Origin of the sequence: Sphingomonas sp. LaA6.9, assembly GCF_022601895.1 — a bacterium.
Lineage (GTDB): Bacteria > Pseudomonadota > Alphaproteobacteria > Sphingomonadales > Sphingomonadaceae > Sphingobium_A.
The window spans coordinates 181670-203712 of the sequence record NZ_JAKVIO010000002.1; the positions used below are offsets into that span (position 1 = coordinate 181670).

General features: G+C 63.9%; 24 protein-coding genes. 13 read left to right on the top strand and 11 right to left on the bottom strand.

Going from position 1 to position 22043, the window contains the following annotated elements:
• The first annotated feature begins 2 nt into the window (after positions 1–2).
• Positions 3–632, top strand: a complete 630-nt coding sequence (locus MKI88_RS02000) for a rhomboid family intramembrane serine protease (protein ID WP_241629013.1) — start codon at positions 3–5, stop codon at positions 630–632.
• A gap of 55 nt (positions 633–687) precedes the next feature.
• On the opposite strand, the gene MKI88_RS02005 is transcribed toward MKI88_RS02000, so the two are convergent.
• From MKI88_RS02005 to MKI88_RS02025, 5 genes are all read right to left on the bottom strand, one after another.
• Complete coding sequence (locus MKI88_RS02005) at positions 688–924, bottom strand: DUF4170 domain-containing protein (RefSeq protein WP_241629015.1); 237 nt, start codon at positions 922–924, stop codon at positions 688–690.
• Between the two features lie 78 nt (positions 925–1002).
• Positions 1003–1554: a hypothetical protein gene (locus MKI88_RS02010; protein WP_241629017.1), complete on the bottom strand. Its 552-nt coding sequence runs from the start codon at positions 1552–1554 to the stop codon at positions 1003–1005.
• Between the two features lie 3 nt (positions 1555–1557).
• The gene (locus tag MKI88_RS02015) at positions 1558–1914 is read right to left on the bottom strand and encodes a hypothetical protein (RefSeq protein ID WP_241629019.1); all 357 of its coding nucleotides are present in this window, start codon (positions 1912–1914) and stop codon (positions 1558–1560) included.
• On the bottom strand, positions 1911–2249 hold the full coding sequence (locus MKI88_RS02020) for a phage holin family protein (protein ID WP_241629022.1): 339 nt from the start codon (positions 2247–2249) through the stop codon (positions 1911–1913). Before MKI88_RS02020 ends, MKI88_RS02015 begins: the two co-directional genes overlap by 4 nt.
• A 29-nt stretch (positions 2250–2278) precedes the next feature.
• On the bottom strand, positions 2279–2839 hold the full coding sequence (locus MKI88_RS02025; RefSeq protein ID WP_241629024.1) for a hypothetical protein: 561 nt from the start codon (positions 2837–2839) through the stop codon (positions 2279–2281).
• Positions 2840–2990: 151 nt separating this feature from the next.
• On the opposite strand from MKI88_RS02025, the gene eno reads away from it, so the two are divergent.
• The 4 genes from eno (at position 2991) to MKI88_RS02045 (ending at position 7256) form a co-directional block, all read left to right on the top strand.
• Positions 2991–4265, top strand: coding sequence for a phosphopyruvate hydratase (gene eno / locus MKI88_RS02030; RefSeq protein ID WP_241629025.1), 1275 nt, complete (start codon positions 2991–2993; stop codon positions 4263–4265).
• 125 nt (positions 4266–4390) lie between these two features.
• On the top strand, positions 4391–4702 hold the full coding sequence (locus tag MKI88_RS02035) for a septum formation initiator family protein (protein WP_241629028.1): 312 nt from the start codon (positions 4391–4393) through the stop codon (positions 4700–4702).
• 98 nt (positions 4703–4800) lie between these two features.
• A complete protein-coding gene (gene pdhA / locus MKI88_RS02040) occupies positions 4801–5856 on the top strand; it encodes a pyruvate dehydrogenase (acetyl-transferring) E1 component subunit alpha (protein ID WP_241629031.1) in 1056 nt (351 codons plus the stop codon).
• Positions 5856–7256, top strand: a complete 1401-nt coding sequence (locus MKI88_RS02045) for a pyruvate dehydrogenase complex E1 component subunit beta (protein ID WP_241629034.1) — start codon at positions 5856–5858, stop codon at positions 7254–7256. The genes pdhA and MKI88_RS02045 overlap by 1 nt, the downstream gene beginning before the upstream one ends.
• Before the next feature lie 15 nt (positions 7257–7271).
• Here MKI88_RS02045 and MKI88_RS02050 read toward each other — a convergent pair whose 3' ends face one another.
• Genes MKI88_RS02050 through MKI88_RS02060 form a run of 3 tightly spaced genes read right to left on the bottom strand, consistent with a single transcriptional unit; the run spans position 7272 to position 10494 of the window.
• Positions 7272–7958: a TadE/TadG family type IV pilus assembly protein gene (locus MKI88_RS02050; protein ID WP_241629037.1), complete on the bottom strand. Its 687-nt coding sequence runs from the start codon at positions 7956–7958 to the stop codon at positions 7272–7274.
• Positions 7940–8548, bottom strand: coding sequence for a TadE family protein (locus MKI88_RS02055; protein ID WP_241629040.1), 609 nt, complete (start codon positions 8546–8548; stop codon positions 7940–7942). Before MKI88_RS02055 ends, MKI88_RS02050 begins: the two co-directional genes overlap by 19 nt.
• Positions 8545–10494, bottom strand: coding sequence for a pilus assembly protein TadG-related protein (locus tag MKI88_RS02060; protein ID WP_241629042.1), 1950 nt, complete (start codon positions 10492–10494; stop codon positions 8545–8547). The genes MKI88_RS02055 and MKI88_RS02060 overlap by 4 nt, the downstream gene beginning before the upstream one ends.
• A gap of 135 nt (positions 10495–10629) precedes the next feature.
• Here MKI88_RS02060 and MKI88_RS02065 point away from each other — a divergent pair, with 135 nt between their 5' ends.
• On the top strand, positions 10630–11301 hold the full coding sequence (locus tag MKI88_RS02065) for a squalene/phytoene synthase family protein (protein WP_241629044.1): 672 nt from the start codon (positions 10630–10632) through the stop codon (positions 11299–11301).
• 60 nt (positions 11302–11361) lie between these two features.
• Entirely contained in the window at positions 11362–11838 is a 477-nt protein-coding gene (locus MKI88_RS02070; RefSeq protein WP_241629049.1) for a histidine kinase, read from the top strand.
• Here MKI88_RS02070 and MKI88_RS02075 read toward each other — a convergent pair whose 3' ends face one another.
• Together MKI88_RS02075 and trmFO are read right to left on the bottom strand one after the other, a co-directional pair.
• The gene (locus tag MKI88_RS02075) at positions 11839–12267 is read right to left on the bottom strand and encodes a hypothetical protein (protein ID WP_241629051.1); all 429 of its coding nucleotides are present in this window, start codon (positions 12265–12267) and stop codon (positions 11839–11841) included. It lies immediately after the preceding gene.
• The gene (trmFO, locus tag MKI88_RS02080; protein ID WP_241629055.1) at positions 12252–13565 is read right to left on the bottom strand and encodes a methylenetetrahydrofolate--tRNA-(uracil(54)-C(5))-methyltransferase (FADH(2)-oxidizing) TrmFO; all 1314 of its coding nucleotides are present in this window, start codon (positions 13563–13565) and stop codon (positions 12252–12254) included. The genes MKI88_RS02075 and trmFO overlap by 16 nt, the downstream gene beginning before the upstream one ends.
• 151 nt (positions 13566–13716) lie before the next feature.
• Here trmFO and MKI88_RS02085 point away from each other — a divergent pair, with 151 nt between their 5' ends.
• The 5 genes from MKI88_RS02085 (at position 13717) to MKI88_RS02105 (ending at position 20845) form a co-directional block, all read left to right on the top strand.
• Complete coding sequence (locus tag MKI88_RS02085; RefSeq protein WP_241629058.1) at positions 13717–14148, top strand: DUF488 family protein; 432 nt, start codon at positions 13717–13719, stop codon at positions 14146–14148.
• Positions 14149–14206: 58 nt separating this feature from the next.
• A complete protein-coding gene (locus MKI88_RS02090) occupies positions 14207–14878 on the top strand; it encodes a lysoplasmalogenase (RefSeq protein ID WP_241629059.1) in 672 nt (223 codons plus the stop codon).
• Positions 14879–14949: 71 nt separating this feature from the next.
• Positions 14950–17274 carry an arylsulfatase gene (locus MKI88_RS02095; protein ID WP_241629061.1) on the top strand — a complete coding sequence of 775 codons (2325 nt, stop codon included), beginning with the start codon at positions 14950–14952 and terminating at the stop codon, positions 17272–17274.
• Positions 17275–17597: 323 nt separating this feature from the next.
• The gene (locus tag MKI88_RS02100; RefSeq protein ID WP_241629063.1) at positions 17598–19847 is read left to right on the top strand and encodes a TonB-dependent hemoglobin/transferrin/lactoferrin family receptor; all 2250 of its coding nucleotides are present in this window, start codon (positions 17598–17600) and stop codon (positions 19845–19847) included.
• Between the two features lie 32 nt (positions 19848–19879).
• Positions 19880–20845: a DUF6607 family protein gene (locus MKI88_RS02105; RefSeq protein WP_241629066.1), complete on the top strand. Its 966-nt coding sequence runs from the start codon at positions 19880–19882 to the stop codon at positions 20843–20845.
• A 102-nt stretch (positions 20846–20947) separates the two neighbouring features.
• Here MKI88_RS02105 and MKI88_RS02110 read toward each other — a convergent pair whose 3' ends face one another.
• Positions 20948–21202, bottom strand: a complete 255-nt coding sequence (locus MKI88_RS02110; protein ID WP_241629069.1) for a DUF333 domain-containing protein — start codon at positions 21200–21202, stop codon at positions 20948–20950.
• An 80-nt stretch (positions 21203–21282) separates the two neighbouring features.
• Between MKI88_RS02110 and MKI88_RS02115 the strand changes: the two genes are divergently transcribed.
• The gene (locus MKI88_RS02115; RefSeq protein ID WP_241629072.1) at positions 21283–21822 is read left to right on the top strand and encodes a hypothetical protein; all 540 of its coding nucleotides are present in this window, start codon (positions 21283–21285) and stop codon (positions 21820–21822) included.
• Positions 21823–22043 lie beyond the last annotated feature (221 nt).

The window sequence follows — 22043 nt, forward strand, 5'->3', positions numbered from 1 at the left end:
GGATGCGTATCCCGCAGGGCAAGGTAACCAACGCGCTGGTGATCGCCACCAGCGCGATCTGGCTCGCACTGACGCTCGGCGGCTATGAAGATCTCGCCGCGGGCGCGGGCGGCTTCTTTTCCGCGCGCCTTTCTGGCGCACTCGTGCTTGAAGGCGCTTTGCCCGCATGGTTGACGCCGCTCTCGGCGGCGTTCCTCCACGCCGACATCTTTCACCTCGCCTTCAACATGCTGATGCTGTTCTATTGCGGGCGTTTTGTGGAAGCGGCGATCGGCCCCACCGGGCTGGGCGTGCTCTATGTCATCGGGGCCTATGCTTCAGCGGCTGCCGAGTATCTCTGGGATCCCGTCAATGTCGTGCCGATGATCGGCGCCAGTGGCGCGATCTCGGCGATTGTCGGCTGCTATGCGATGCTGTTCGGCCAGAACCGTATCCGACCGCTGGGACCGATCCCCGCGCGCATCATCCAGATCGTCTGGCTTGCTGCCGCATGGATCGTGATCCAGGGCCTGATCGGCATTGCGACCTGGGGTTCGATGACGCGCATCGCCATCGTCGCGCATATCGGCGGTTTCATTCCCGGCCTGCTGCTGGCGCGCCCGCTGCTACTCTGGCGCTACCGCAAGGCCTGAGCCTCAACGCGGCGTCATCGTCGCTGCAGCGGAAATGACGCCACGATCGATCGGTTCAGTCGCCCTTGTCCGCCGGCGCCACTATGTCGGGCTGAAGCAGCCGATGAAGGTGGACGACGACATATTTCATCTCGGCATCGTCGACCGTGCGCTGCGCCGCCGCGCGCCACGCCTTTTCAGCGCTGGCATAATCGGGAAAGACGCCGACGATGTCGATTGACTTGAGATCGTCGAAGTCGAGCGTCTGCGGGTCGCTTACGCGGCCGCCGAAGACGAGGTGCAATTTGCTCATGGGGTCACCAGATCTGTTGGGATTTGGCGGGCTCACTAGGCAGCATGCCGGGCGCCGTCAATGCGAACGCTCGGAAAATCAGCGCTTCTTCCCGGCACCACCGACGCTCTTGCCCGCCGCAGACCCGGCTTCCTCGACGGCGGTCACCACCGCGCTGACGAGCTGATTGAGTTGCGACTTTGCAGAATCGGCATTGATGCCAAGCGCGTCGAGCTTCTTCTGTCCCGCATTCTTGGCTGCCTTGGCTGCGGCCGATGCACCCTTGTTGAGCTTCTTGCCGGTGGCGCCCAGCGTCTTGGTCTCGCGCTCGGTGCGGGGCAGCAAAGAACCCACAAGCGCGCCAAGGGCAATGCCGCCGACCAGAAAGGCGAGGGGATTGTCCTGGACCTGCTCAGCGGTCTTGGCCTTTGCGGTCTTTGCGCCCTTCTGCGCGCCCGCATAGGCCTTGCGGGCCTTGACCTTGCTCGTCTCGAGCGCTTCAGCCGCCCTGGCCCTTCCGGTGGCATAAGCGGCCTCGGCGCGTTCGCGCGCGGCATGGGCTCCCTCCTTCACCTGCTCGCTCGCCGCGCCGATCTTTTCGCTCGCCATCGCCGAAACCTTGCGGGCATTATCGGTGATCGGATTGGTCATTTTTTATCCTCCATTTCGGCGGGCGCGGGGGCGCCTTTTGCCTGGCTGAAACTCCTGGGGCGCAGGATCGGTTGCCTTGCGCCGGGCGAGCGACTTCATCTTACCTAGCAAGCGATCGCGGAACAGATAGCCGATGCCGGCGACGACGATCGCCACGGCTGCAATCGGTCGATGCCGGACCAGTTCAGCGCCGTCGCGTGCCGCCTTGGTCGCCTTGTCGCGCACGATCGTCCGCGCCTCATTGGCAAGCGACGCCGGCGTCAGTCGGCTGCGCACGGCGCTGACCGTGCTTATGAATTGCTCGTGCGCCTCCTCCGCTTCCTGGCGCGCCTCAGCCACCCTTTGCGTGCTTCGGCTCATGATCGCCTCCCGTCACCTCTGGAAACCACGAGAAACAATATCACCGCCAGCGCGAGGAGCGCGGCCGCCACGATGAGTGCCGCGAGCGCCAATCCCGTGATGGGCGCCAACGCCGCGACTGCCGCAACGATCAGGAGGATGATTGCGAACAGCGCCAGCAGCGCGCCGGCAGCAGCCAGCGCGAGGTTCTTGCCATAGAAGGTGATGCGATCGAGCGCCTGCGCACGATAGAAGCTGATCTCGGCGCGTGCGAAGGACTTTGTGTCGTCGATCAACTGGCCGAACAGCTGCCCGATCGCCGGATCGCTTTCGCCAGGCGGCACCTCGTCGCTCACGCTCTTCTCCCCTTGCGTTTCGACAGGGCTCAGGCCTTGTCGTCGGATCCTGCCTTGATCAGACGGGCGAGCACGAAGCCGATCGCGGCGGCTGCGCCGATGGCGACTGCGGGGCTTTTCTTGACGAAATCGCCTGCGTCCTTGACCAGATCGTCGACATCCTTGCCCTTGAGCGTGCTGGCGAAGCTCGACACCGCCTCGGCGGCCTTGCGCGTGTAATCGCCATATTGCGCGCCGACGCGCTCATCGACGGTGCCGGCGGCGTCTCCGATCAACCTGGCGACGTTGTCGAGCGCGCCCGTCGCACGATCCTTGCCCTGTGCTGCAAGTTCATGCGCGCGTTCGCTCGCCTGCTTCGTCAGCACCTTGGCTTCCTTTTTCACCGCGGCGGTTGCCTCGGTCGCCTTGGCCTTGAGCGGCGAGGGCTTGGCTTTGACCTTGGGGCCAGCACGTGTCGCCGCCTTCTTCACCGGTTCCGCTTTCTTGGCGACGGGCTTGGGCGCCGCGCTCGCGGCAGCCCTGGCCGTCGCGGGTTTCCTCGCGGCGGGCTTCTTCGCCGGGGTCTTCTTCGGGGTCGTGCCTTCAGCCATGAACGTGTCTCCCATCTGCGGAATTCGATTCACTGCTACAACAATCGCGATTGCAAACCGGTTCCGCAAGGGCCGCCCCGACAATTGCCTTTCCGGGCCTTCCCCGATAACAGGCCGCCATCCTTCCAAACCGCGCAAGAAAGCGAGACACATGACCGCGATCATCGACGTTCACGCACGCCAGATCCTGGACAGCCGGGGCAACCCGACAGTGGAGGTGGATATCCATCTGGAAGACGGCAGCTTTGGCCGCGCCGCGGTGCCATCGGGCGCTTCGACGGGGGCGCATGAGGCGGTCGAAAAGCGCGACGGCGACAAGGACTATTATCTCGGCAAGGGCGTGACCCAGGCGATCGAGGCGGTCAACGGCGAGATCGCCGAGGCTATCCTGGGCCTCGATGCCGAGGACCAGAGCGAAGTCGATGCGGTGATGATCGATCTCGATGGCACGGAGAACAAGGGGCGCCTCGGCGCGAACGCGATCCTGGGCGTCAGCCTCGCGACCGCCAAGGCCGCAGCGGACTCGCGCGGGCTGCCGCTCTATCGCTATGTCGGTGGCGTTCAGGCGCACCTCCTGCCCGTACCGATGATGAACATCATCAACGGCGGCGAGCATGCCGATAATCCGATCGACTTCCAGGAGTTCATGGTGATGCCCGTGGGCGCTGACAGCCTTGCCGAGGCTGTGCGCTACGGCACCGAGATCTTCCACACGCTCAAGAAGGGCCTGTCGGAAAAGGGCCTGTCGACCGCGGTTGGCGACGAAGGCGGCTTCGCGCCCAATCTCGCTTCGACCACCGACGCGCTCGACTTCATCATGTCAAGCATCGAGAAGGCGGGCTACACGCCCGGCGACGACGTCGTCCTCGCGCTCGACTGCGCGTCCACCGAGTTCTTCAGGAAGGGCGCCTATCACATGGTGGGCGAGGGCAAGACATTCTCGCCCGCGGAGATGGCCGACTATCTCGCGGATCTCTGCGCGCGCTATCCGATCCTGTCGATCGAGGACGGCATGGCCGAGGACGATCTCGAGGGCTGGAAGATTCTGACCGAGAAGATCGGCGGCAAGGTCCAACTCGTCGGCGACGACCTGTTCGTGACCAATCCCGCGCGCCTCGCCATGGGCATCGATCAGGATCTCGCCAACTCGCTGCTCGTCAAGGTCAACCAGATCGGCACGCTTACCGAGACGCTGGAGGCGGTCAACATGGCGCACCGCGCGGGCTATACTGCAGTCATGTCGCATCGTTCGGGCGAGACCGAGGACTCGACGATCGCCGATCTCGCGGTCGCCACCAATTGCGGTCAGATCAAGACGGGCAGCCTCGCGCGCTCGGACCGGCTCGCAAAGTACAACCAGCTGATCCGCATCGAGGAAGAGCTTGGTTCGGTGGCGCGCTATGCGGGGCGGGCGATTTTCAGCTGAACGCGGCCGGAATCGAAGAAAACAGGCTTCCCAGGCGACCTTTTTGCCGCCGCGCGTCGCAAATGACGCGCGGCGAGGCAGAAACGGCTTGATTCCGCGAATCGCCTGTGATTCAAGGGATGACAATGACACGCGCTATTCCTTTCCTCGGTTTGCTTCGCTCGGCCGCACCGACCGCGATCATCATGCTCGTGATCGCGATCTTTGGCGGCTATGCGGTGGTGGGCAAGAATGGCGTGCTCGCCTGGGGCGATTACAGCCGCCAGCTCGATCAGCAGCGGGTCGAGCTCTCCAGGCTCGAGAAGCAGAAGGCGCTGCTCCAGAATCGCGTGGCGCTGCTCGATCCGAGGAAAGCAAACCCCGACATGGCGGATGAGCTGATCCGCCGCGAACTCGGTCTTGCGCACCCCGACGAAGTGATCGTTCCACTCAACTGAACGTGTCTGTGAAAGAAAATTTCTCCATGCCGTTGCGGAATCCGTAAGGGCGCGCTTATAGACCGCTCGTTCCTCTCCTCCCTACCAAGGTGAACGACTTGGCAAGAGCATCGACAGCGAAACCGTCCAAGAGCGCGCCGGCCCCGACATCCAATCGCGAGCGCCCCGGCGAGCCAGAACGCTACAAGGCGAGCAAGGAAGAACTGCTCCAGTTCTATCGCGAGATGCTGCTCATTCGTCGCTTCGAGGAAAAGGCCGGACAGCTTTACGGCCTCGGTCTCATCGGCGGTTTCTGCCATCTCTATATCGGCCAGGAAGCCGTCGCGGTCGGCCTTCAGTCGGCACTTAACGGGGATACAGACAGCGTTATCACAGGCTATCGCGACCATGGCCACATGCTCGCTTACGGCATCGATCCCAAGGTGATCATGGCCGAGCTGACGGGCCGCGAAGCTGGCATCAGCCGCGGCAAGGGCGGCTCGATGCACATGTTCTCGGTCGAGCACAAATTCTATGGTGGCCACGGCATCGTCGGCGCGCAGGTGTCACTGGGCACAGGTCTTGCCTTCAAGCACAAATATTCGAAGGACGGCGGCGTCGCGATGGCCTATTTCGGCGATGGCGCGGCCAACCAGGGCCAGGTCTATGAGAGCTTCAACATGGCCGAGCTCTGGAAGCTCCCGATCATCTTCGTGATCGAGAACAACCAGTACGCCATGGGAACCTCGGTCAATCGCGCCTCGGCCGAGGATCAACTCTACCGCCGCGGCGAGAGCTTCCGCATCCCCGGCCTTCAGGTCGACGGCATGGATGTGCTGGCGGTCCGCGGTGCCGCCGAAGAGGCGGTCGCCTGGGTCCGTTCGGGCAAGGGGCCGATCCTGCTCGAGCTCAAGACCTACCGTTATCGCGGCCACTCGATGTCCGACCCCGCCAAATATCGCTCGCGTGACGAGGTGCAGGCGGTGCGCGACAAGTCCGATCCGATCGAGCATGCCAAGCGCGAGCTCGAGGCGCTGGGCGTCAGCGAGGATGCGCTGAAGGACATCGACAAGGAAACCCGCAAGGTAGTGAGCGAGGCGGCCGATTTCGCCGAAACCTCGCCCGAGCCGGATGTTTCCGAACTCTATACCGACGTGCTGGTGGACGAATATTGATGGCTGTAGAACTCAAGATGCCCGCGCTTTCTCCCACGATGGAGGAGGGCACGCTCGCCAAATGGCTCGTCAAGGAAGGCGATGAGGTCAGATCCGGCGATATCCTCGCCGAGATCGAAACTGACAAGGCGACGATGGAGTTCGAGGCGGTCGATGAAGGCACCGTCTCCAAAATCCTCGTTCCCGCGGGCGCCGAAGGCGTCAAGGTCGGAACCGTGATCGCGCTGATCGATGGTGAGGGCGAAGCCGCCGCACCGAAGGCCGAACCCGAGGTGCAGAAGGCCGCCGCCGCGCCGGCAGCGCCGACGCTCCCCGAAGGCGAGGCGGGCAGCGCTAAAAAGGCGGAATCTGGCACGCAAAAGCTCGTGTCGGAGGCCAGGGCGCTGGTCGCGGACCCTGCGATCCCTGCGGGCACCGAGATGGTGAAGACCACCGTCCGCGAGGCTCTGCGCGACGCGATGGCCGAGGAAATGCGCGCCGACGACCGCGTCTTCGTGATGGGCGAGGAAGTCGCCGAATATCAGGGCGCGTACAAGGTGACGCAGGGGCTGCTCGAGGAGTTCGGAGCCGAGCGCGTCATCGACACCCCGATCACCGAATATGGCTTTGCGGGCGTCGGCACGGGCGCGGCGATGGCGGGCCTTCGCCCCGTCGTTGAGTTCATGACCTTCAACTTCGCGATGCAAGCGATCGACCACATCATCAATTCGGCCGCCAAGACCAACTATATGTCGGGCGGGCAGATGCGTTGCCCGATCGTGTTCCGCGGTCCCAACGGCGCGGCGAGCCGCGTCGGCGCACAGCACAGCCAGAACTATGGCCCCTGGTACGCCAGTGTTCCCGGCCTGATCGTGATGGCGCCCTATGATGCGGCCGATGCCAAGGGTCTCTTGAAGGCCGCGATCCGCTCGAACGACCCTGTCGTTTTCCTCGAAAACGAACTGCTCTACGGGCGCAGCTTCGAAGTGCCGAAACTGGACGACTATGTCCTGCCGATCGGCAAGGCCCGCATCATGCGCGAGGGCGGGGACGTTACGCTGGTCAGCTATTCGATCGGCGTCGGCATCGCGCTCGATGCCGCCGAGAAGCTTGCGGCCGAGGGCATCGAAGCCGAGGTGATCGACCTGCGCACGCTGCGCCCTCTCGACACCGCAACGGTGCTCAAGAGCCTCAAGAAGACCAACCGCATGGTCGTGGTCGAGGAAGGCTGGCCGACCTGCTCGATCTCAAGCGAGATCGTTGCGGTGGCGATGGAGCAGGGCTTCGACGATCTCGACGCGCCGGTGCTGCGCGTCACCAACGAGGACGTGCCGCTGCCCTATGCCGCGAACCTGGAGAAACTGGCGCTCATCGACGCCGACCGCGTGGTAGCGGCGGTGAAGAAAGTCACCTATCGCTGATCGGCAGCTTGCCGATCAGCTCGAATAGGTACTGCACGACGCCACGGGGGCCTCGTTGTTCGGATTGAAGATGCCATTGAGATCGCGTTCGTCGCGGACGAGGAACGTGGCCGTATAGCGAATCAGCGGCTCGCCAAACAGGTCTGCGCTCACGATCGGCTCATATTGATAGGTGACTTCGGCGAACATGGCGGCGTTGCCTTCAGGCGCTTTCACTTGCTTGCCAGTCGGGCCCATGCCCGGAAAGGACGTGCCGGTCGCGCCGTCGCCTTGCTTGCCATAGCTTGAATCATATTTGCGCTGGCCGAGGCAGCGTTGCCACTGGATCCATTGTCCTCCATCGGCATTGACGTTGAGGCTGGACAGGATGATCCGGCCGCGCTCGGTGAGCTTCATCGTACCTGCCTGAAGCTTGGCGCCCATGAATGTGTCGTTGACGTCGGATTCGCGAAACTGTGTGAGCGCCATGGCATTGTCCAGGCCGACCCGCGAACTGTTGTCGGCAATGGCGAGCGCAATCTGGCTGACCCGCATATGCGTCATCGCCAGGTTGGTCGCTTCAACGCCGTAAAGCCCCATCGCCAGCACCGGCGGGAGTGTATAGGCGAATTCGATATAGGCCACCGCCGAGCGGCAGCGCCAGAGCCGGGCGGTGAAGGCGCGCGCACGCGACCAGCCATGCTTCACGCTGGCGTTGGGCATATCTCTACTCCCGCTTCTTCGGCCTGCTCGCTATAGGGCTGGTTCCTGAGCGTGGTCCGGGCAACGACCGTGCCGGTGTTGGACCACCCCAGCATTCCCATCACGGGAAAAAGACGAGGATAGGTGGCAGTGGCGGTGAATACGACGATGTCGTCGGCGCCGCCCAGCCCAGACTTGCCGCGCTTGTTCCATGTCTTCGAATTGTTCACATCGAAAAAGCACTCGGTGCCGGCATCGAACTGCTTGTCACCGTCGAGATCTTTGAAATCCTCATAGGTGTTCACCTTGGTGAACGACGAAAAGGACTCGCTTGTGGTCGTGACCACTGCTTTTTTGGAGATTGTCTGCAGCATCGATCCGATCTTGCCCTCGATCAGCGCCTTGTTCGTCGGCGCATCCTCGAGCGTGAGATCGCGGGCGGCCTTGTTGGTGGCGCCGAGCAGCACGGACTGCGCATAGGCCTGGTAGCCGAGCTCCATCATGCCGAGCATCAGCGTCAGCATGATCGGCGCGATGATCGCGAACTCGACAGCTGTCGCGCCATGCGTGTCGTTCGCGATCATCGTCGCTGAGTGGCGCGCCGCTATCATTTCGCGATCCTGAGCTCGGCGATCTTCGACGCGATGAGCTGGAACTTCTTCTTCAGCTCGGCGTCGTTGGCGGCCGTGAACGACTTGCCCGGATCAGCGCAAGCCTGCAGCTGCGGTGTTACCGTCAGACCATAGGCGACCGCCCAGACCGTGATCCCCTTCGCCTTTGCAGCCGCGCAGATCGCGAGGAAGCGCGAATGGTGGCGGTTGGCGAGGTCGCTGTTGCTCGGCGTCCCGCCGCTGACTCGCTGGTCCAGGTACTCATAGCCGTACATCGAATAGGTGCTGTAGCTCGGCTCCATGATACCGTCGGTCATGAACACGATGTGCCGGTTGGTGTCGCGGCCATTCGGCGCCACCGTATGGTCGGGGCCGAAAACGCCCTCCAGCGACATCATCCGCGTGCCCCACAACATCCCGAGATCGTGATAAGTGCTGCCTGTCGGGCTCAGGCTGTCGACATAGGTCTGCACCTCGCTTTGCGTCATTGTCGCAAGCCGCCTTGCGGCGCGCGGGCAGGCCGTGCCTGGCTGGTTGTGGTCGTCGTCGTCGAACTCCTCGGTCGTCCCGGCGGCGCGCGTGAAAACCATTTCGCGCCATGCGGGGCCCCATTTCGTGTCGTTCGCGGAACCCGGCTTGGCATCGATCTCGAGATCGAGCAGGTCATCAGGTTTTGAGCCTGCCCCCTTTGGCTTGATGACGCCATTCCCGAACTCGAACTCGGGCTCGGGCAGGGTGCGCCGCTCTTCGACACAACCCGACCACTGAGCCGATGCCTTGTTGGAATAGTTGTTGCCAATGCGATATGTGACACCAGAAACAAACTGTTTGTACTGGTCAGTTTCTCTCTCGATTCTCGCGTATTTCCACGTATAGTCTGGCGTAAGTACGACGGTGACTGTACGCTCCTGCTCGGAACGCGTCGTCTGGACCTTGACGGTGCATTTTCCGCCGCTCCAGTTCGTGTCGTACTCCTTGCGGACGCGGGTCCGCGTTTCCTTGTATATGCTTGTCTTCACGTCATCGACGACGGTTTCGCCCGTCTTCGTAGAGGTCTGATTCTCGTAATTGGTCTCAATGTCGCCATCCATGTTCTGGCATGTCGACTTGCTGTTGATCTGATTGACCACATCTTCCCATCCCGAAGTGGTGGACGACGTGGTTTGCCAGCTTGTCGTTGTCGTATTTGGTTCGTTGTAGCTGCTGCCGTCCCACCAGCGATCACGGGTCTGATACGACCATTTGTCGGCCAGATAGGCAGGATTGAGGTCCAGCAGCAGCTTCCCGACGTTGACGCCCGACGAATAGGGGGTGAAACCGAAGCGCAGCCGCGAACTCTTGCTCGCAGCGCCGTCGAGTATCTTGTAGAAATCGATCACTGCGGCGCGCAGTCCGACGATCTTCTTGGCCGTTCCGCCCGGAAGAGTCTGATCCATCGAGCCTGTCACGTCGAGCACGAACATCACATCGGTGTTCGCCAGCTCAAGACGCGCATCACAGGCGGCGGCCATCGTCAGCGTGGGAACGTTGAAGACCTTCATCAGCGTCATCGGAACCGTGGCGCTTGCGCGCGCGGTCACCTGACCATCGTTCAGGCTGTTCGAATCCACGCTGCCCTTCGGCGTGAAGCTTATGTTGCCAACGCCGAAGGAGCCTTCGGGAAAATTGGCATGAAAAAATTTGTTTGCCTCTTGCTTGGCAACGGTATCGTCGTCGAAATCGGCGGCGGTCATCGCACGGCGGCCGGCCAGGGCGCCGGCGTCGCAGGCCTGCTGAAGACGCGACTTGACCATATAGGCGCGGCCCATATCGAAGGCCGATCCGGCCATGCCGATGATCGGAAGCATTGCGGCCGCCATCATCAGCATGGCGTTGCCGGTGGTGTCACAGGCGAGTCTCGCGAGTTGCCCGCGGCTCCAACCCTTTGCTTTCGGTCCCGTTTTCATGCTCTGGCCTTACCCCCAAGCGCTGCATAGATTGCGCGACAGCCTGCACCCTGCCACTGAGCGGCTAATGAGTGCTGACGGGCTTTGGTTAACCGCCCGTTTTCCATGAACGGGTTTGGTTTACGAGGAGCCGGCGTGACGCCTTCGATCGATCCGGAAATCGCGCTTTCAATTGCTTACGCGCGCGCTGACCGACGCGCCGCGCTGGAAACCATATGGGCGCTCGACGCTCAGCTGGGCGGCATAGTTCGTTCCACGAGCGAACCGATGATCGGCGCAATGCGGCTGACCTGGTGGCGTGATGCGATCGACGCACTCGGACACGGGCCGGTGCCCGCCGAGCCGCTTCTGCAGCGCCTCGCAACCGTGCCTGGCGCGCAGGAAGGCGCGGCCGGCAGGCTATCCGAAATGGCCGAGGGCTGGATATCCCTGCTCGATCCCTTTCCACTGGCCCGCGAAGGGCTTGAGGCATATGCGCGCCAGCGTGGCGGCGTGCTGTTCTCCGAACTCGCAAGGCAGCTGGGTGCTGCGGTCACGCCCGCGATACCCGGCGCTGGTGCCGGTTGGGTATTGGTGGACTTCGCCTTTCGGTGCAGCGATCGCGCCACCGCGGAGGCGGCGCTCGATCTGGCGGGTCCGATGTTGCTGAGCGCCATGGCCACGCGCTGGCCGCGTGAGGCGAGGCCGCTTGGCATGCTTGCATCGCTCGCTCTTCGCGACGCCCGGGCGGGACTTGGCGTTGCGCGCCAATCGGGTGCACCGCTCAGGCTGCTGCACATGCTCCGCCATCGCCTCACGGGGCGCTGACACTTGATATCGGACCCGAAACGAGCATAGCCTCGCCGTGACATTGGGCAGGAGGTCGCAATGGGACGTTTTCTGGCGGGCGTGGCATCGGCACTGTTGTTGGCCGGCGCAGGGATTTTCTGGTGGCAAAGCCGCGCCGAGAGCGAGCCCCGGCTGCCGCTGGCGCCTGCGGTGCAATCCGCTGGGCTGCCGCTGTCGGATGATCCCGTGCCCGACCCGCCCGAGGCGAGCGCGAAGACGCGCGAGGAAAAGCGCTTCGGGCGCTACGACAAGGACAGGAATGGCGGGATCAGCACCGAGGAATATTTCGCCAGCCGCCGCAAGGCCTTCGCGAAGCTCGACGCCAATCGTGATGGACGGCTGAGCTTCGACGAATGGGGAGCGAAGACGCGTGAGAAGTTCGCCAAGGCAGATACCGATCGCTCGCAGGTGCTCAACCGCGCCGAGTTTGCGACCACCGCACCGGTGCGCAAGTCCAGGCCCAAGCCCGATTGCCCGCCCGCCATTGCCGCCAGAGGCGAGGAGGACGACGGCTGATCAGGATCCCGGTGCGTACAGGCGCACGGGCGCTCCGATCTCTATCACAGGCACCTCCCATGGATGGCGCTCTGCGATCGTCTCGATAAGCTGTTCGAGGCGATCGTCGGGGAGGTCGGCATCGACCCAGGTCAGCAGGACGATGGTTGGCGATAGCGCGGGAATTCCGGCTTCGCCGAGCACCGGATTCGCGGCTTCGGTCGGCACGAAGCTTTCGGCGCCGAAGCCGATTTCGCAGACACCCTGATAGGCACCAAAGCCGCCAAGCGCATTGTCGCCGCGGATCAGGTCCAGAATGGACGCGATTTGCGGATCGCGCTCGATCGCGGCCAGATCGCCCCCAACCGCGGCAGCCAGCGCTTCCGCGGCCACCGGGCAATGGATCCTGATCGGCCGCGCGGCGCGCAGCGCCATCAGGCGGGCATCCACTCGGCGAACGCCTCACGCGCGCGGGCGGTGTAGAGCAGCTTGCGGTCGGCCTTTTTGGTGCGTCCCTCGATCGGCGGGAAGAGGCCGAAATTGACGTTCATCGGCTGATAGCTCTCGACCTCGGCGCCGCCGGTGATGTGGCCGAGCAGCGCGCCGAGCGCGGTTTCGACGGGTGGCGACGCGATCGGCTGGCCCAGCAGTTCGGCTGCGGCGAAGCGGCCTGCGAGCAGGCCGACTGCGGCGGACTCGACATAACCCTCGCACCCCGTGATCTGGCCCGCGAAACGAATATTGGGGCGCGACTTCAGGCGAAGCTCGCCGTCCAGGAGTTTGGGCGACTGGATGAAGGTGTTGCGGTGCAGCCCGCCCAGCCGTGCGAACTCGGCATTTTCGAGCCCGGGGATCATGCGGAAGACGCGGATCTGCTCGGCATATTTGAGCTTGGTCTGGAAGCCGACGATATTCCAGAGCGTGCCGAGCGCGTTGTCCTGGCGGAGCTGGACGACGGCATAAGGCCAGCGCCCGGTGCGCGGATCATCGAGCCCCACGGGCTTCATGGGACCATAGCGAAGCGTGTCGACGCCGCGCTCGGCCATAACCTCGACCGGCATGCAGCCCTCGAAATAGGGCGTGTCCTTCTCCCACTCCTTGAACTCGCCCTTTTCGCCGTCGAGCAGCGCCTGATGGAAGGCGAGATACTGATCCTTGTCCATCGGGCAGTTGATGTAGTCGTGGCCTTCGCCCTTGTTCCAGCGCGACTGGAACCAGCAAATGTCCATGTCGATGCTGTCGCGGTGGACGATCGGCGCGATCGCGTCGAAAAACGCGAGCGAGTCCTCGCCGGTCTGCGCACCAATCGCGTTGGCGAGGCTTTCGGCGGTGAGTGGCCCGGTTGCGATGATCGCGGGCCCATCGGGCAAGGCATCGACGCGTTCGCGCACGATCTCGATATTGGGGTGGGCGGCGAGCGCGGCGGTCACACCTTCGCTGAACCCGTCACGATCGACCGCAAGCGCCGAACCCGCAGGCACCTTGTGTTCATCGCCCTTGGCCATGATCAGCGAACCGAGCGCGCGCATCTCGGCATGGAGCAGCCCGACCGCGTTGCGCTCGGCATCGTCCGAGCGGAAGCTGTTCGAGCAGACGAGCTCGGCGAGGTGATCGGTCTGATGCGCGGGCGTCATCACGCCCGAGCCGCGCATCTCGGACAGGCGGACCTTCACGCCCGCATTGGCAAGCTGCCATGCCGCTTCCGAGCCGGCCAGACCGCCGCCGATGATGTGGATCTGATGTGTCACGACCTGCCTTAGCTTCCCTTGGATTCACAAACTTCTCACAAACGCGCATGCGGATCAGCCTCGCCCGAAGCCAGCGCATACGCCTTCGCGGCCAGAATAGCCGAAGGCGGCGCATGTAGGACAGCACGACCTTCTGCGCTAGGCTGGAGCGATGAGGATCTTCACCATCGGCTATCAGGGCGCGACGCAGGCCGAACTGATCACGGCGCTGAAGCGGGCCGGTGTCGAGCGGCTGATCGACGTTCGCGCGGTGCCGTTGTCGCGCAAGCCCGGCTTTTCGAAGAATGCGCTGGCCGCGGGGCTGAGAGAGGCGGGGATCGACTATGTCCACCTCCGCGCGCTCGGCACCCCGCCCGAAGGCCGCTATGCGGCGCGCAAGGGCGATCGTGCGACGATGGAGGCGGTCTATTCCGGGCAGCTCGAACTGCCCGAGGCGATCGCCGAGGCCGCGATGATGCGTGACCTTGCCGCCGAAAAGCCGAGCGCGCTGCTCTGCTTCGAGCGCGATCCCGCGATCTGCCATCGCACCGTGCTGCTGGAAAGGGTTGCGGCGGACGCGGAAGTCGTTGATCTCTACGCCTGAAACGGGAGATGCATATGCTCGATCATATCGGCTGTGCGGTATCGGATGAGGGGGAAGGATGGCTTTGGGGGGCGTTTCGCGCGGGCTGCTGATCGCAAGCCTGTTTTTCGGATTGAGTTATCCGCTGATCTGGAACCTCGGCTGGCCCGAGGCGGCGAGCACCGCGGGGAAGGGCGCGGGCGTGGCGCTGCTCGCGCTGGCCGCAGCCATCGAGGCGCGCGACGGCGACGGCTGGCGGCTCACCGCGGTCATGGGCTTTGGCGCGTTGGGAGACATATTGCTGGTGAGCAGCATGACGACGGGCGCGATCGCGTTCGTGATCGGCCATATCATCGCGATCTGGCTCTATCTGCGCAACCGCAGAGCGCGGCTCTCGCCGAGCCAGCGGGCGCTGGCGCTTGTCGTCATACCCGGCTCAGTGCTGATCGCCTGGCTTCTGCCGGCCGACAGGGCGCAGGCTCCCGGGGTCGCGATCTATGCGCTGTTCGTGGCCGCCATGGCGGCGGCGGCATGGATAAGCCGTTTCCCACGCTATCGTACGGGTATCGGTGCGATGATGTTCCTGGCGTCGGACCTGTTCATCTTCGCGCGCATGGGACCGCTGGAAGGCGCGGCATGGGCCGGGCTGGTGATCTGGCTGCTCTATTATGTCGGGCAGATGCTGATTGCGCTCGGCGTACTCGGCGAAAAATCGGGGTGGCGCGTGGACCAATCGGTGCCGGCGGAGTGAGTCAGGGTTTGCCCTGATGGTGACGTAACGCCTCCAGATATAGCCTTCCGTCGAGAATCAGGGAGGCTTACATGCCGCGTCAATTCCGTGGAAAGGTCGCGCTCGATGTCCGCAACTCGCAAGCCGACTGGCCGGCCTTCCTGGCCGACAAGGCGCCCGAGGGCGCGCCGAACGTGCTGGTCATCCTCTACGACGACACTGGCCAGGCGGCCTGGTCCCCCTATGGCGGGCGGATCGCGATGCCAACGATGGACCGGCTGGCGAGGAACGGCCTGACCTACAGCCAGTGGCACACGACGGCGGTGTGCTCGCCGACGCGATCGTGTTTCCTGACCGGGCGCAACCACCACGCCAACGGGTTCGGGACGATCTCCGAGGCCGCGACGGGCTTTCCGGGCTACAACGGGCACATCCCGCTCGAGAACGGCACGATCGCGCATATCCTGCGCAACGCCGGGTGGAGTACCTTCTGGATTGGCAAGAACCACAACGTGCCGGTCGACGCGTTCAGCATCGGCGCGAGCAAGAAGGCCTGGCCGCTCGGGCTCGGCTACGACCGGTTCTACGGTTTCATCGGCGGTGAGACCAACCAGTGGTATCCCGAACTCATCGAGGACAACCATTTCGTCGACCAGCCGTACCAGCCCGAGGAAGGCTACCACTTCTCGAAGGACATTGCCGACAAGGCGATCACCTTCATCCGCGACACGAAGCAGTCCGATCCGGAAAAGCCGTGGTACATGTGGTACTGCCCGGGTGCGAACCACGCGCCGCATCATGCGCCGCAGGATTATATCGACAAGTACAAGGGCAAGTTCGACGACGGCTACGAGGCCTATCGGACATGGGTGCTTGAGCGGATGATCGAGCGCGGGATCCTGCCGCAAGGGACCGCGCTGACCCCGATCAACCCGCTGCCCGAGGGCGTACTGCCCCAGGCGGACAGCGTCCGGCCGTGGGATACGCTCAACGATGACGAGAAGCGGCTGTTCAGCCGGATGGCCGAGGTCTACGCGGCGTTCTCCGAATACACCGACGTGCAGATCGGGCGGGTGATCGACTACCTGGAGGAGTCGGGCCAGCTCAACAACACGCTGATCTTCTACTGCGCCGACAACGGAGCCTCGGGCGAGGGAAGCCCCAACGGATCGGTCAACGAGAACCGCTTCTTCAACGGCTACCCCGACGACATGGAAAGCAATCTGGCGATGATCGACAAGCTCGGCTCGCCCGACACCTACAACCATTACCCGACCGGCTGGGCGGTCGCCTTCTCGAGCCCCTACAAGATGTTCAAGCGCTATGCCTCGTACAGCGGGGGGACCTGCGATCCGCTGGTGATCCACTGGCCAGCCGGGATCAAGGCGCGCGGCGAGGTGCGCCACCAGTACCACCACTGCAACGACATCGTGCCGACGATCCTGGAATGCTGCGGCGTGCCGATGCCCGAGGAGATCGATCGGGTGAAGCAGGCGCCGCTGGCGGGCGTGTCGATGAAGTACAGCTTCGACCAGGCCGACGCGCCAACCACCAAGCAGGTCCAGTATTACGAGATGGCCGGCACGCGCGGCATCTGGGCCGGGGGCTGGAAGGCCGCTGCCCAGCACGGCCCGCTCCCGTCGGACCAGGGCAATTTCGGCAAGGACGTGTGGGAGCTGTTCAACACCGAGGAGGATCGCGCCGAGGCGCACGATTTGGCCGCCGAGTATCCGGAGAAGCTGAAGGAGCTGCAGGAGCTGTGGCTTGACGAGGCCAGGAAGAACAACGTCCTGCCGCTGGTCGACCTGGGCCTCGCAGCGTACCACGCGGCCGAATTCCACGCCGAGCCGCTCAAGAGCGGGCGCTACACCTACTATCCCGGAACCACCGAGGTGCCCGAGGCCTCGGCCGCGCGCACGCTGGGCGCTTCGTTCAAGGCGCTCGCCGAGGTCGAGTTCAACGGTGAGACCGAGGGGGTGATCTTCGCGCAGGGCTCGCGCTTCGGCGGCTATTCGCTGTTCGTGAAGGATGGCAAGCTGGTGTTCGCCTACAACTTCCTCGGCATCCCGCCCGAGCAGCGGCTGACCTGCGACGCGCCGAAGGACGGGCGGCACATCGTCGGGGTCGAGTTCGCCAAGGAGCGGATCAGCGACAGGCTCGAGACCTTTGGGACGATGACGCTTTATGTCGACGACAAGGCGGTGGCCGAGGGCGAGTTCCGCACCCAGTCGGGCCACTACGCGCTGTGCGGCGAGGGATTGGCGATCGGCCGCGACGCGGGCGACGCCGTGAGCAGCGAGTACGGCTCGGCGTTCGACTTCAGGGGCGGGACGATCGAGAAGGTCGTCTTCGACGTGGCCGACGACCACTATTTCGACGCCGAGCGGCAGCTGAAGGCGGCGATGGCGCGGGATTGAGGCCGTACAGCAGATCGCTGCGCACGGCCGATCCCGAGGCGGATCCCGCTCGCCGGCTTCCGCTCGGGAATGCCGGCGACAAGGTCTGCGGCCGTCGCGCTGAGTCAGGCTGGATCTGCGGCAACGCTCGATAAACGATCGACAAACCATCAGCCGCTCGGCCGGTCGGCATCGGGCGCGCAGCGGCCTTCTTGGCTCAGGCGGCGGTGTCAGCCAGCACCGTAATGAATTTTCCTGAACGCTTTTTCGTGTCCTTGACGGACCTGACATGCGCCCCTTAAAGGCTAGTGCGACTCACTCGCATTATCATTTATGGGGCATTTATGGATCGCTATCGTCTTACCGCAATCATCGCGTGCGCACTGGCTGCACCTGCATGGGCGAGTGCGCCCGAAGCTGCGGACGCGGTCGATGCAGCAGGCGCGACGCGGGGGCGCGACATCACGGTGACCGCCACGCGGACGCCGCAGGAGGTGAAGGACGTTCCCGCGACCGTGACCGTGAAGGGCGAGGAAGAAATTGCTGACGAAATGATCTCGGACATCAAGGATCTCGTGCGCTTCGAGCCGGGCGTGAGCGTGCGGCAGCAGCCGAGCCGCTTCGGCGCGGCGCTGGGCGTGACAGGTCGCGACGGCGCGTCGAGCTTCAACATTCGCGGGCTCGACGGCAATCGCGTGCTCGTCCAGGTCGACGGCGTGCGCGTACCCGACGGCTTCACCTTCGGCGCGCAGGCCGCGGGGCGCGGCGACTATGTCGATCTCGGCCTCGTGAAGTCGGTCGAGATCCTGCGCGGTGCGGCATCCGCGCTTTATGGCAGCGACGGCCTGGCCGGAGCGGTGAGCTTCGCGACGAGCGATCCCGCGGACATGCTCGCCGAGGGCAAGGATTATGCGGCGCGCGTGCGCGCGGCCTATGATTCCGCGGATGAAGAGTTCACCGAGACCGCGATCCTCGCGGGTCGTACCGGTCGCTGGTCGGCGCTGATCGCCTACACGCGCCGCGATGGGCATGAACTCGACAACAAGGGCACCAATGACGCGCCCAATTCGACGCGCACCGCGCCCAATCCGCAGGACACCGAGTCCAACGCGCTGCTCGGCAAGCTGGTGTACGAGACCGGGGCCAACAGCCGGATCCGCCTGACCGGCGAATATCAGGATGCGACGGTCGACACGAATGTGCTGAGCGGCATCACGCCCGTGCCGCCTTCGGGCGTGCTGCCCGGAACCGCGGTGCTCGGCCTTCAGGCGCACGACAGCACCGAACGGACGCGCGTCGCGCTCGACTGGCGCCATGAGGGCGAGGGCGCGATCGATTTCGCGCAGGTTACCGCATACTGGCAGGATGGCGAGAGCCGCCAGTTCACCGCCGAGGATCGCAACACCGCGGCAGACCGGACACGCCTCAATACCTTTGAGAACCGCGTCTATGGCGCGGCGGCCGATTTCCGCAGCGATTTCGTGACCGGCACGCTGGGGCACCATGTCGCCTGGGGCGCGGACATCTCGGTCACGCGGCAGGAGGGGCTGCGCGACGGCACCGTGCCGCCCGCGGGCGAGACCTATCCGACGCGCGCCTTTCCGGTGACCGACTTCACGCGCGGCGGGGTCTATGTGTCCGACACGATCGAGATCGCCGACGGCGCTTTCACGCTCTATCCCGCGCTGCGCTTCGATTATTACGACCTGTCGCCCAAGGACGATCCGCTGCTCCCGACCTTCGCCTCGGCGAAGCAGGACGGATCGCGACTGTCGCCCAAGATCGGCGCGGTCGCCTGGCTCGCCGGAGACGTCAGCCTGTTCGCCAATTACGCGCAGGGCTTCAAGGCGCCCGAGCCGAGCCAGGTGAACCAGTTCTTCGAGAACCCGGCGTTCGGCTATCGCTCCGAACCCAATCCCGACCTCAAGCCCGAGACGAGCAAGACGATCGAGGGGGGCGTGCGCTTCTCGACCGATCATCTGTTCGCAAGCATCACCGGCTTCAGCGGCAAATATCGCAACTTCATCAGCCAGGAGGTCGTGGGCGGTGCAGGCACTGTCGCCGATCCGCTGATCTACCAGTTCATCAACCTAGCACGCGCGAAGATCGAGGGCATCGAGGGCAAGCTCGAGGCGAATACCGACTGGGGACTGACCGGACAGCTCGCCATTTCCTACGCAAAGGGTGATGTGACCGAAGGCAGCGAGCGCGCGCCGCTGGCGAGCGTGGATCCGCTCAAGCTCGTCGCGGGGCTAGGCTGGCGCGATCCGGGCGACCGCTATGGCGGGCAGATCATCATGACGCATTCGGCGCGCAAGGAACTTGGCCGCACGACTTACGTGAACGCGGCCGGCGCGCCTGCGAGCATCTGCACAACCGCGTGCTTCCGCCCCGATGCCTTCACGATCCTCGACGCCACGGCGTTCGTGCGGATCGCCGACGCGTTCACGCTGCGCGCGGGGCTCTTCAACATTCTCGACAAGAAATATGCCTGGTGGAGCGACGTGCGCGGGCTGAGCGCCAGCAGCACGATCACCGATGCGTTCACCCAGCCTGGACGCAATATCAGCCTTTCGCTGACCGCGCGCTTTTGATAATCATTTGCATCTACGAAAAGGGGTATTTGATGAAGAGGTTCACACAGGGCGTGATGCTCGCGACACTCGTCGCGCTGGGGAGCATGACCGCCATCCCCGCCGCCGTCGCGCGCACCGAGGCGACGCAGGACAAGTTCGAGGCCGACCGCAAGGCGATCCTCGGCATGGCGGGCACGTTCCACGTCAATTTCGACTTCCGCGAGACCGTGCCCTGGCGCGCCGAATATACGCCGATCGACCCCAAGGTCTCGGGCGGGTTCGAGGTCGTGCGCGTGATCGAGGATACCGGCCGCGTGATCAGGCTGCAGCACATCCTCGTCATCAGCCATGACGGCGAGGTGTTTCTCGTCAAGCACTGGCGCCAGGACTGGACCTATGAGCCTGAGACGGTACTCGAATATCGCGGCAAGGGGCATTGGGCACTCAAGCCCGTGCCCGAGGCGGAGCGCCGGGGCCTGTGGTCGCAAACGGTGTGGCAGACCGACGATTCACCGCGCTATGGCGGGGTGGGGCGCTGGACGCTCGACTATGGCGCGCCGCGCTGGACCAGTGCGGAGAGCTGGCGACCACTCGCGCGCCGCGACGCCGTCCGCAAGCCCGTCTATGACCGCTATCTGGGCGTCAATCGCCACGCACTGACGCCCGAGGGCTGGGTGCACACGCAGGACAACATGAAGTTGGCCTCTGCCGACGGCAAATTGTCCGCGGTGGTGCAGGAGACGGTGATCAACAGTTACGACACCGATACCGGCTTCCAGATCGCCAAAGCCGACGAATATTGGGCGAAGACCAAAGGCTATTGGGCCGCGGTCCGCAGCGCCTGGGATGAAGCGATTGCCAGGGGCAATGGCGTCACCGTCACAGAGGAGCCCGAAAACGGCTCGGTGACCGGCCCGAAGCTGATGGGGCTGGCCGACGATCTGGCCAAGGGCAAGAAGCGCGAGGCCGCCGCGATCGCCGAGGCACGCGCGGTCATCGCCGCCAATACGAAGTAGAAGGCTCAGCCCGCACCGTCATGCCCGTTTTACCGCGGGCATGGCGATGTTCTGGGAAGCACAAACCAGCCATCCGGCTCGCTGGCCTGCCAGGAATTGGGCTTATTCGGGCTTCGCCACGCACGTCTTGTCGCGAAACAGCGCCCATTCCTCGCACTGCCGCCCGTCAGGCAGATGGCAGATGCCCGTTTGACCGCCATCCGGCCCCGTGACGATCTCGACTTTGCCCCCGAGATCCGTGCAATGGACCGCCGCGGGATTGGGCATGCCAACCGATCCGGGTTCGGGTGCGGACGGCTGGGCCGCGCAGGCCGCGAGCAGGCTGGTGAGGGCCAGTATCCTGATCGCATCGCGCATGGTCATCCCCTCGATCGCGGCCACCACCGCAAGAGCACTGCCGCAAGCTATGCGTGAAAGGGGCGAATGTCGACTTCAGGGTGAAGCAGAAGATCTGCTTTGGCGTGGATTCCGGACCAGCGGCTCTTATCCGCGACAAGCGAAAAGCTCATATCCGTTCATTACTTTCACGCCGTGTCGTGAAGCGACGACTTTCCTGCCATCCAACTGGCAACCGCGATGAGAGGGAAGCGGACGGTTACGACCTGCCCAATATTGCGGACTTATGCCTTTGCCGCCATACCATCCTGATGGTTGGACCGGTTCGCGCTTTTGTCAGGTTACTTGATCGTTGGTCGAAGCAGCAGGAAACCGCGCTGCTTCAGATGATGAAGCGGAAAACAGCCGGGCAGCGAATTGCCGGCTTCTCAAAGTCGGAGCGCGCAGACGCGAAGTTCTTGCTTTTGGCTCTTGCCCCGTTCTCGGTTGTTGCAATTTCCGATCAACTCGGCTTGTCGCGTAGCACCCTATGGCATGCGTGGTTTTGGCTCAGTGCGATTTGGGCTGTATGCATCGTAACTGTTTGCTTCGCCGCTTATTGGCGAGCAATGCGCCGAGCATCGCGCAAGGATGAGGCGTAGGTGGCGGCTTCGAAAGGCAGCCTGCACACCTTCACGCCCTAATACCGGACTGTCCGGACACCACGACTTTTCGGTCATCGGCGGCGGCGATGACGAACACCAAGCCGGACTGGCCGGAAACGCCGGCTTCTCTGCCCCTCCCTTGCAGAGAGGGGAGCACGCTGTGCTTGATGACTGCTTCCCCCGACATCTCGGACGCTATCGCCCTCGAAACCGGATGA

Coding starts and splice junctions, on each gene's coding strand:
- MKI88_RS02015 (WP_241629019.1), bottom strand. CDS start 1,914: ATGAGCCGAAGCACGCAAAGGGTGGCTGAGGCGCGCCAGGAAGCGGAG.
- MKI88_RS02095 (WP_241629061.1), top strand. CDS start 14,950: ATGCCGCGTCAATTCCGTGGAAAGGTCGCGCTCGATGTCCGCAACTCG.
- MKI88_RS02085 (WP_241629058.1), top strand. CDS start 13,717: ATGAGGATCTTCACCATCGGCTATCAGGGCGCGACGCAGGCCGAACTG.
- MKI88_RS02055 (WP_241629040.1), bottom strand. CDS start 8,548: ATGATAGCGGCGCGCCACTCAGCGACGATGATCGCGAACGACACGCAT.
- MKI88_RS02090 (WP_241629059.1), top strand. CDS start 14,207: ATGGCTTTGGGGGGCGTTTCGCGCGGGCTGCTGATCGCAAGCCTGTTT.
- MKI88_RS02100 (WP_241629063.1), top strand. CDS start 17,598: ATGGATCGCTATCGTCTTACCGCAATCATCGCGTGCGCACTGGCTGCA.
- MKI88_RS02105 (WP_241629066.1), top strand. CDS start 19,880: ATGAAGAGGTTCACACAGGGCGTGATGCTCGCGACACTCGTCGCGCTG.
- MKI88_RS02000 (WP_241629013.1), top strand. CDS start 3: ATGCGTATCCCGCAGGGCAAGGTAACCAACGCGCTGGTGATCGCCACC.
- MKI88_RS02070 (WP_241629049.1), top strand. CDS start 11,362: ATGGGACGTTTTCTGGCGGGCGTGGCATCGGCACTGTTGTTGGCCGGC.
- MKI88_RS02110 (WP_241629069.1), bottom strand. CDS start 21,202: ATGCGCGATGCGATCAGGATACTGGCCCTCACCAGCCTGCTCGCGGCC.
- MKI88_RS02045 (WP_241629034.1), top strand. CDS start 5,856: ATGGCTGTAGAACTCAAGATGCCCGCGCTTTCTCCCACGATGGAGGAG.
- eno (WP_241629025.1), top strand. CDS start 2,991: ATGACCGCGATCATCGACGTTCACGCACGCCAGATCCTGGACAGCCGG.
- MKI88_RS02050 (WP_241629037.1), bottom strand. CDS start 7,958: ATGCCCAACGCCAGCGTGAAGCATGGCTGGTCGCGTGCGCGCGCCTTC.
- MKI88_RS02010 (WP_241629017.1), bottom strand. CDS start 1,554: ATGACCAATCCGATCACCGATAATGCCCGCAAGGTTTCGGCGATGGCG.
- MKI88_RS02005 (WP_241629015.1), bottom strand. CDS start 924: ATGAGCAAATTGCACCTCGTCTTCGGCGGCCGCGTAAGCGACCCGCAG.
- MKI88_RS02025 (WP_241629024.1), bottom strand. CDS start 2,839: ATGGCTGAAGGCACGACCCCGAAGAAGACCCCGGCGAAGAAGCCCGCC.
- MKI88_RS02035 (WP_241629028.1), top strand. CDS start 4,391: ATGACACGCGCTATTCCTTTCCTCGGTTTGCTTCGCTCGGCCGCACCG.
- MKI88_RS02060 (WP_241629042.1), bottom strand. CDS start 10,494: ATGAAAACGGGACCGAAAGCAAAGGGTTGGAGCCGCGGGCAACTCGCG.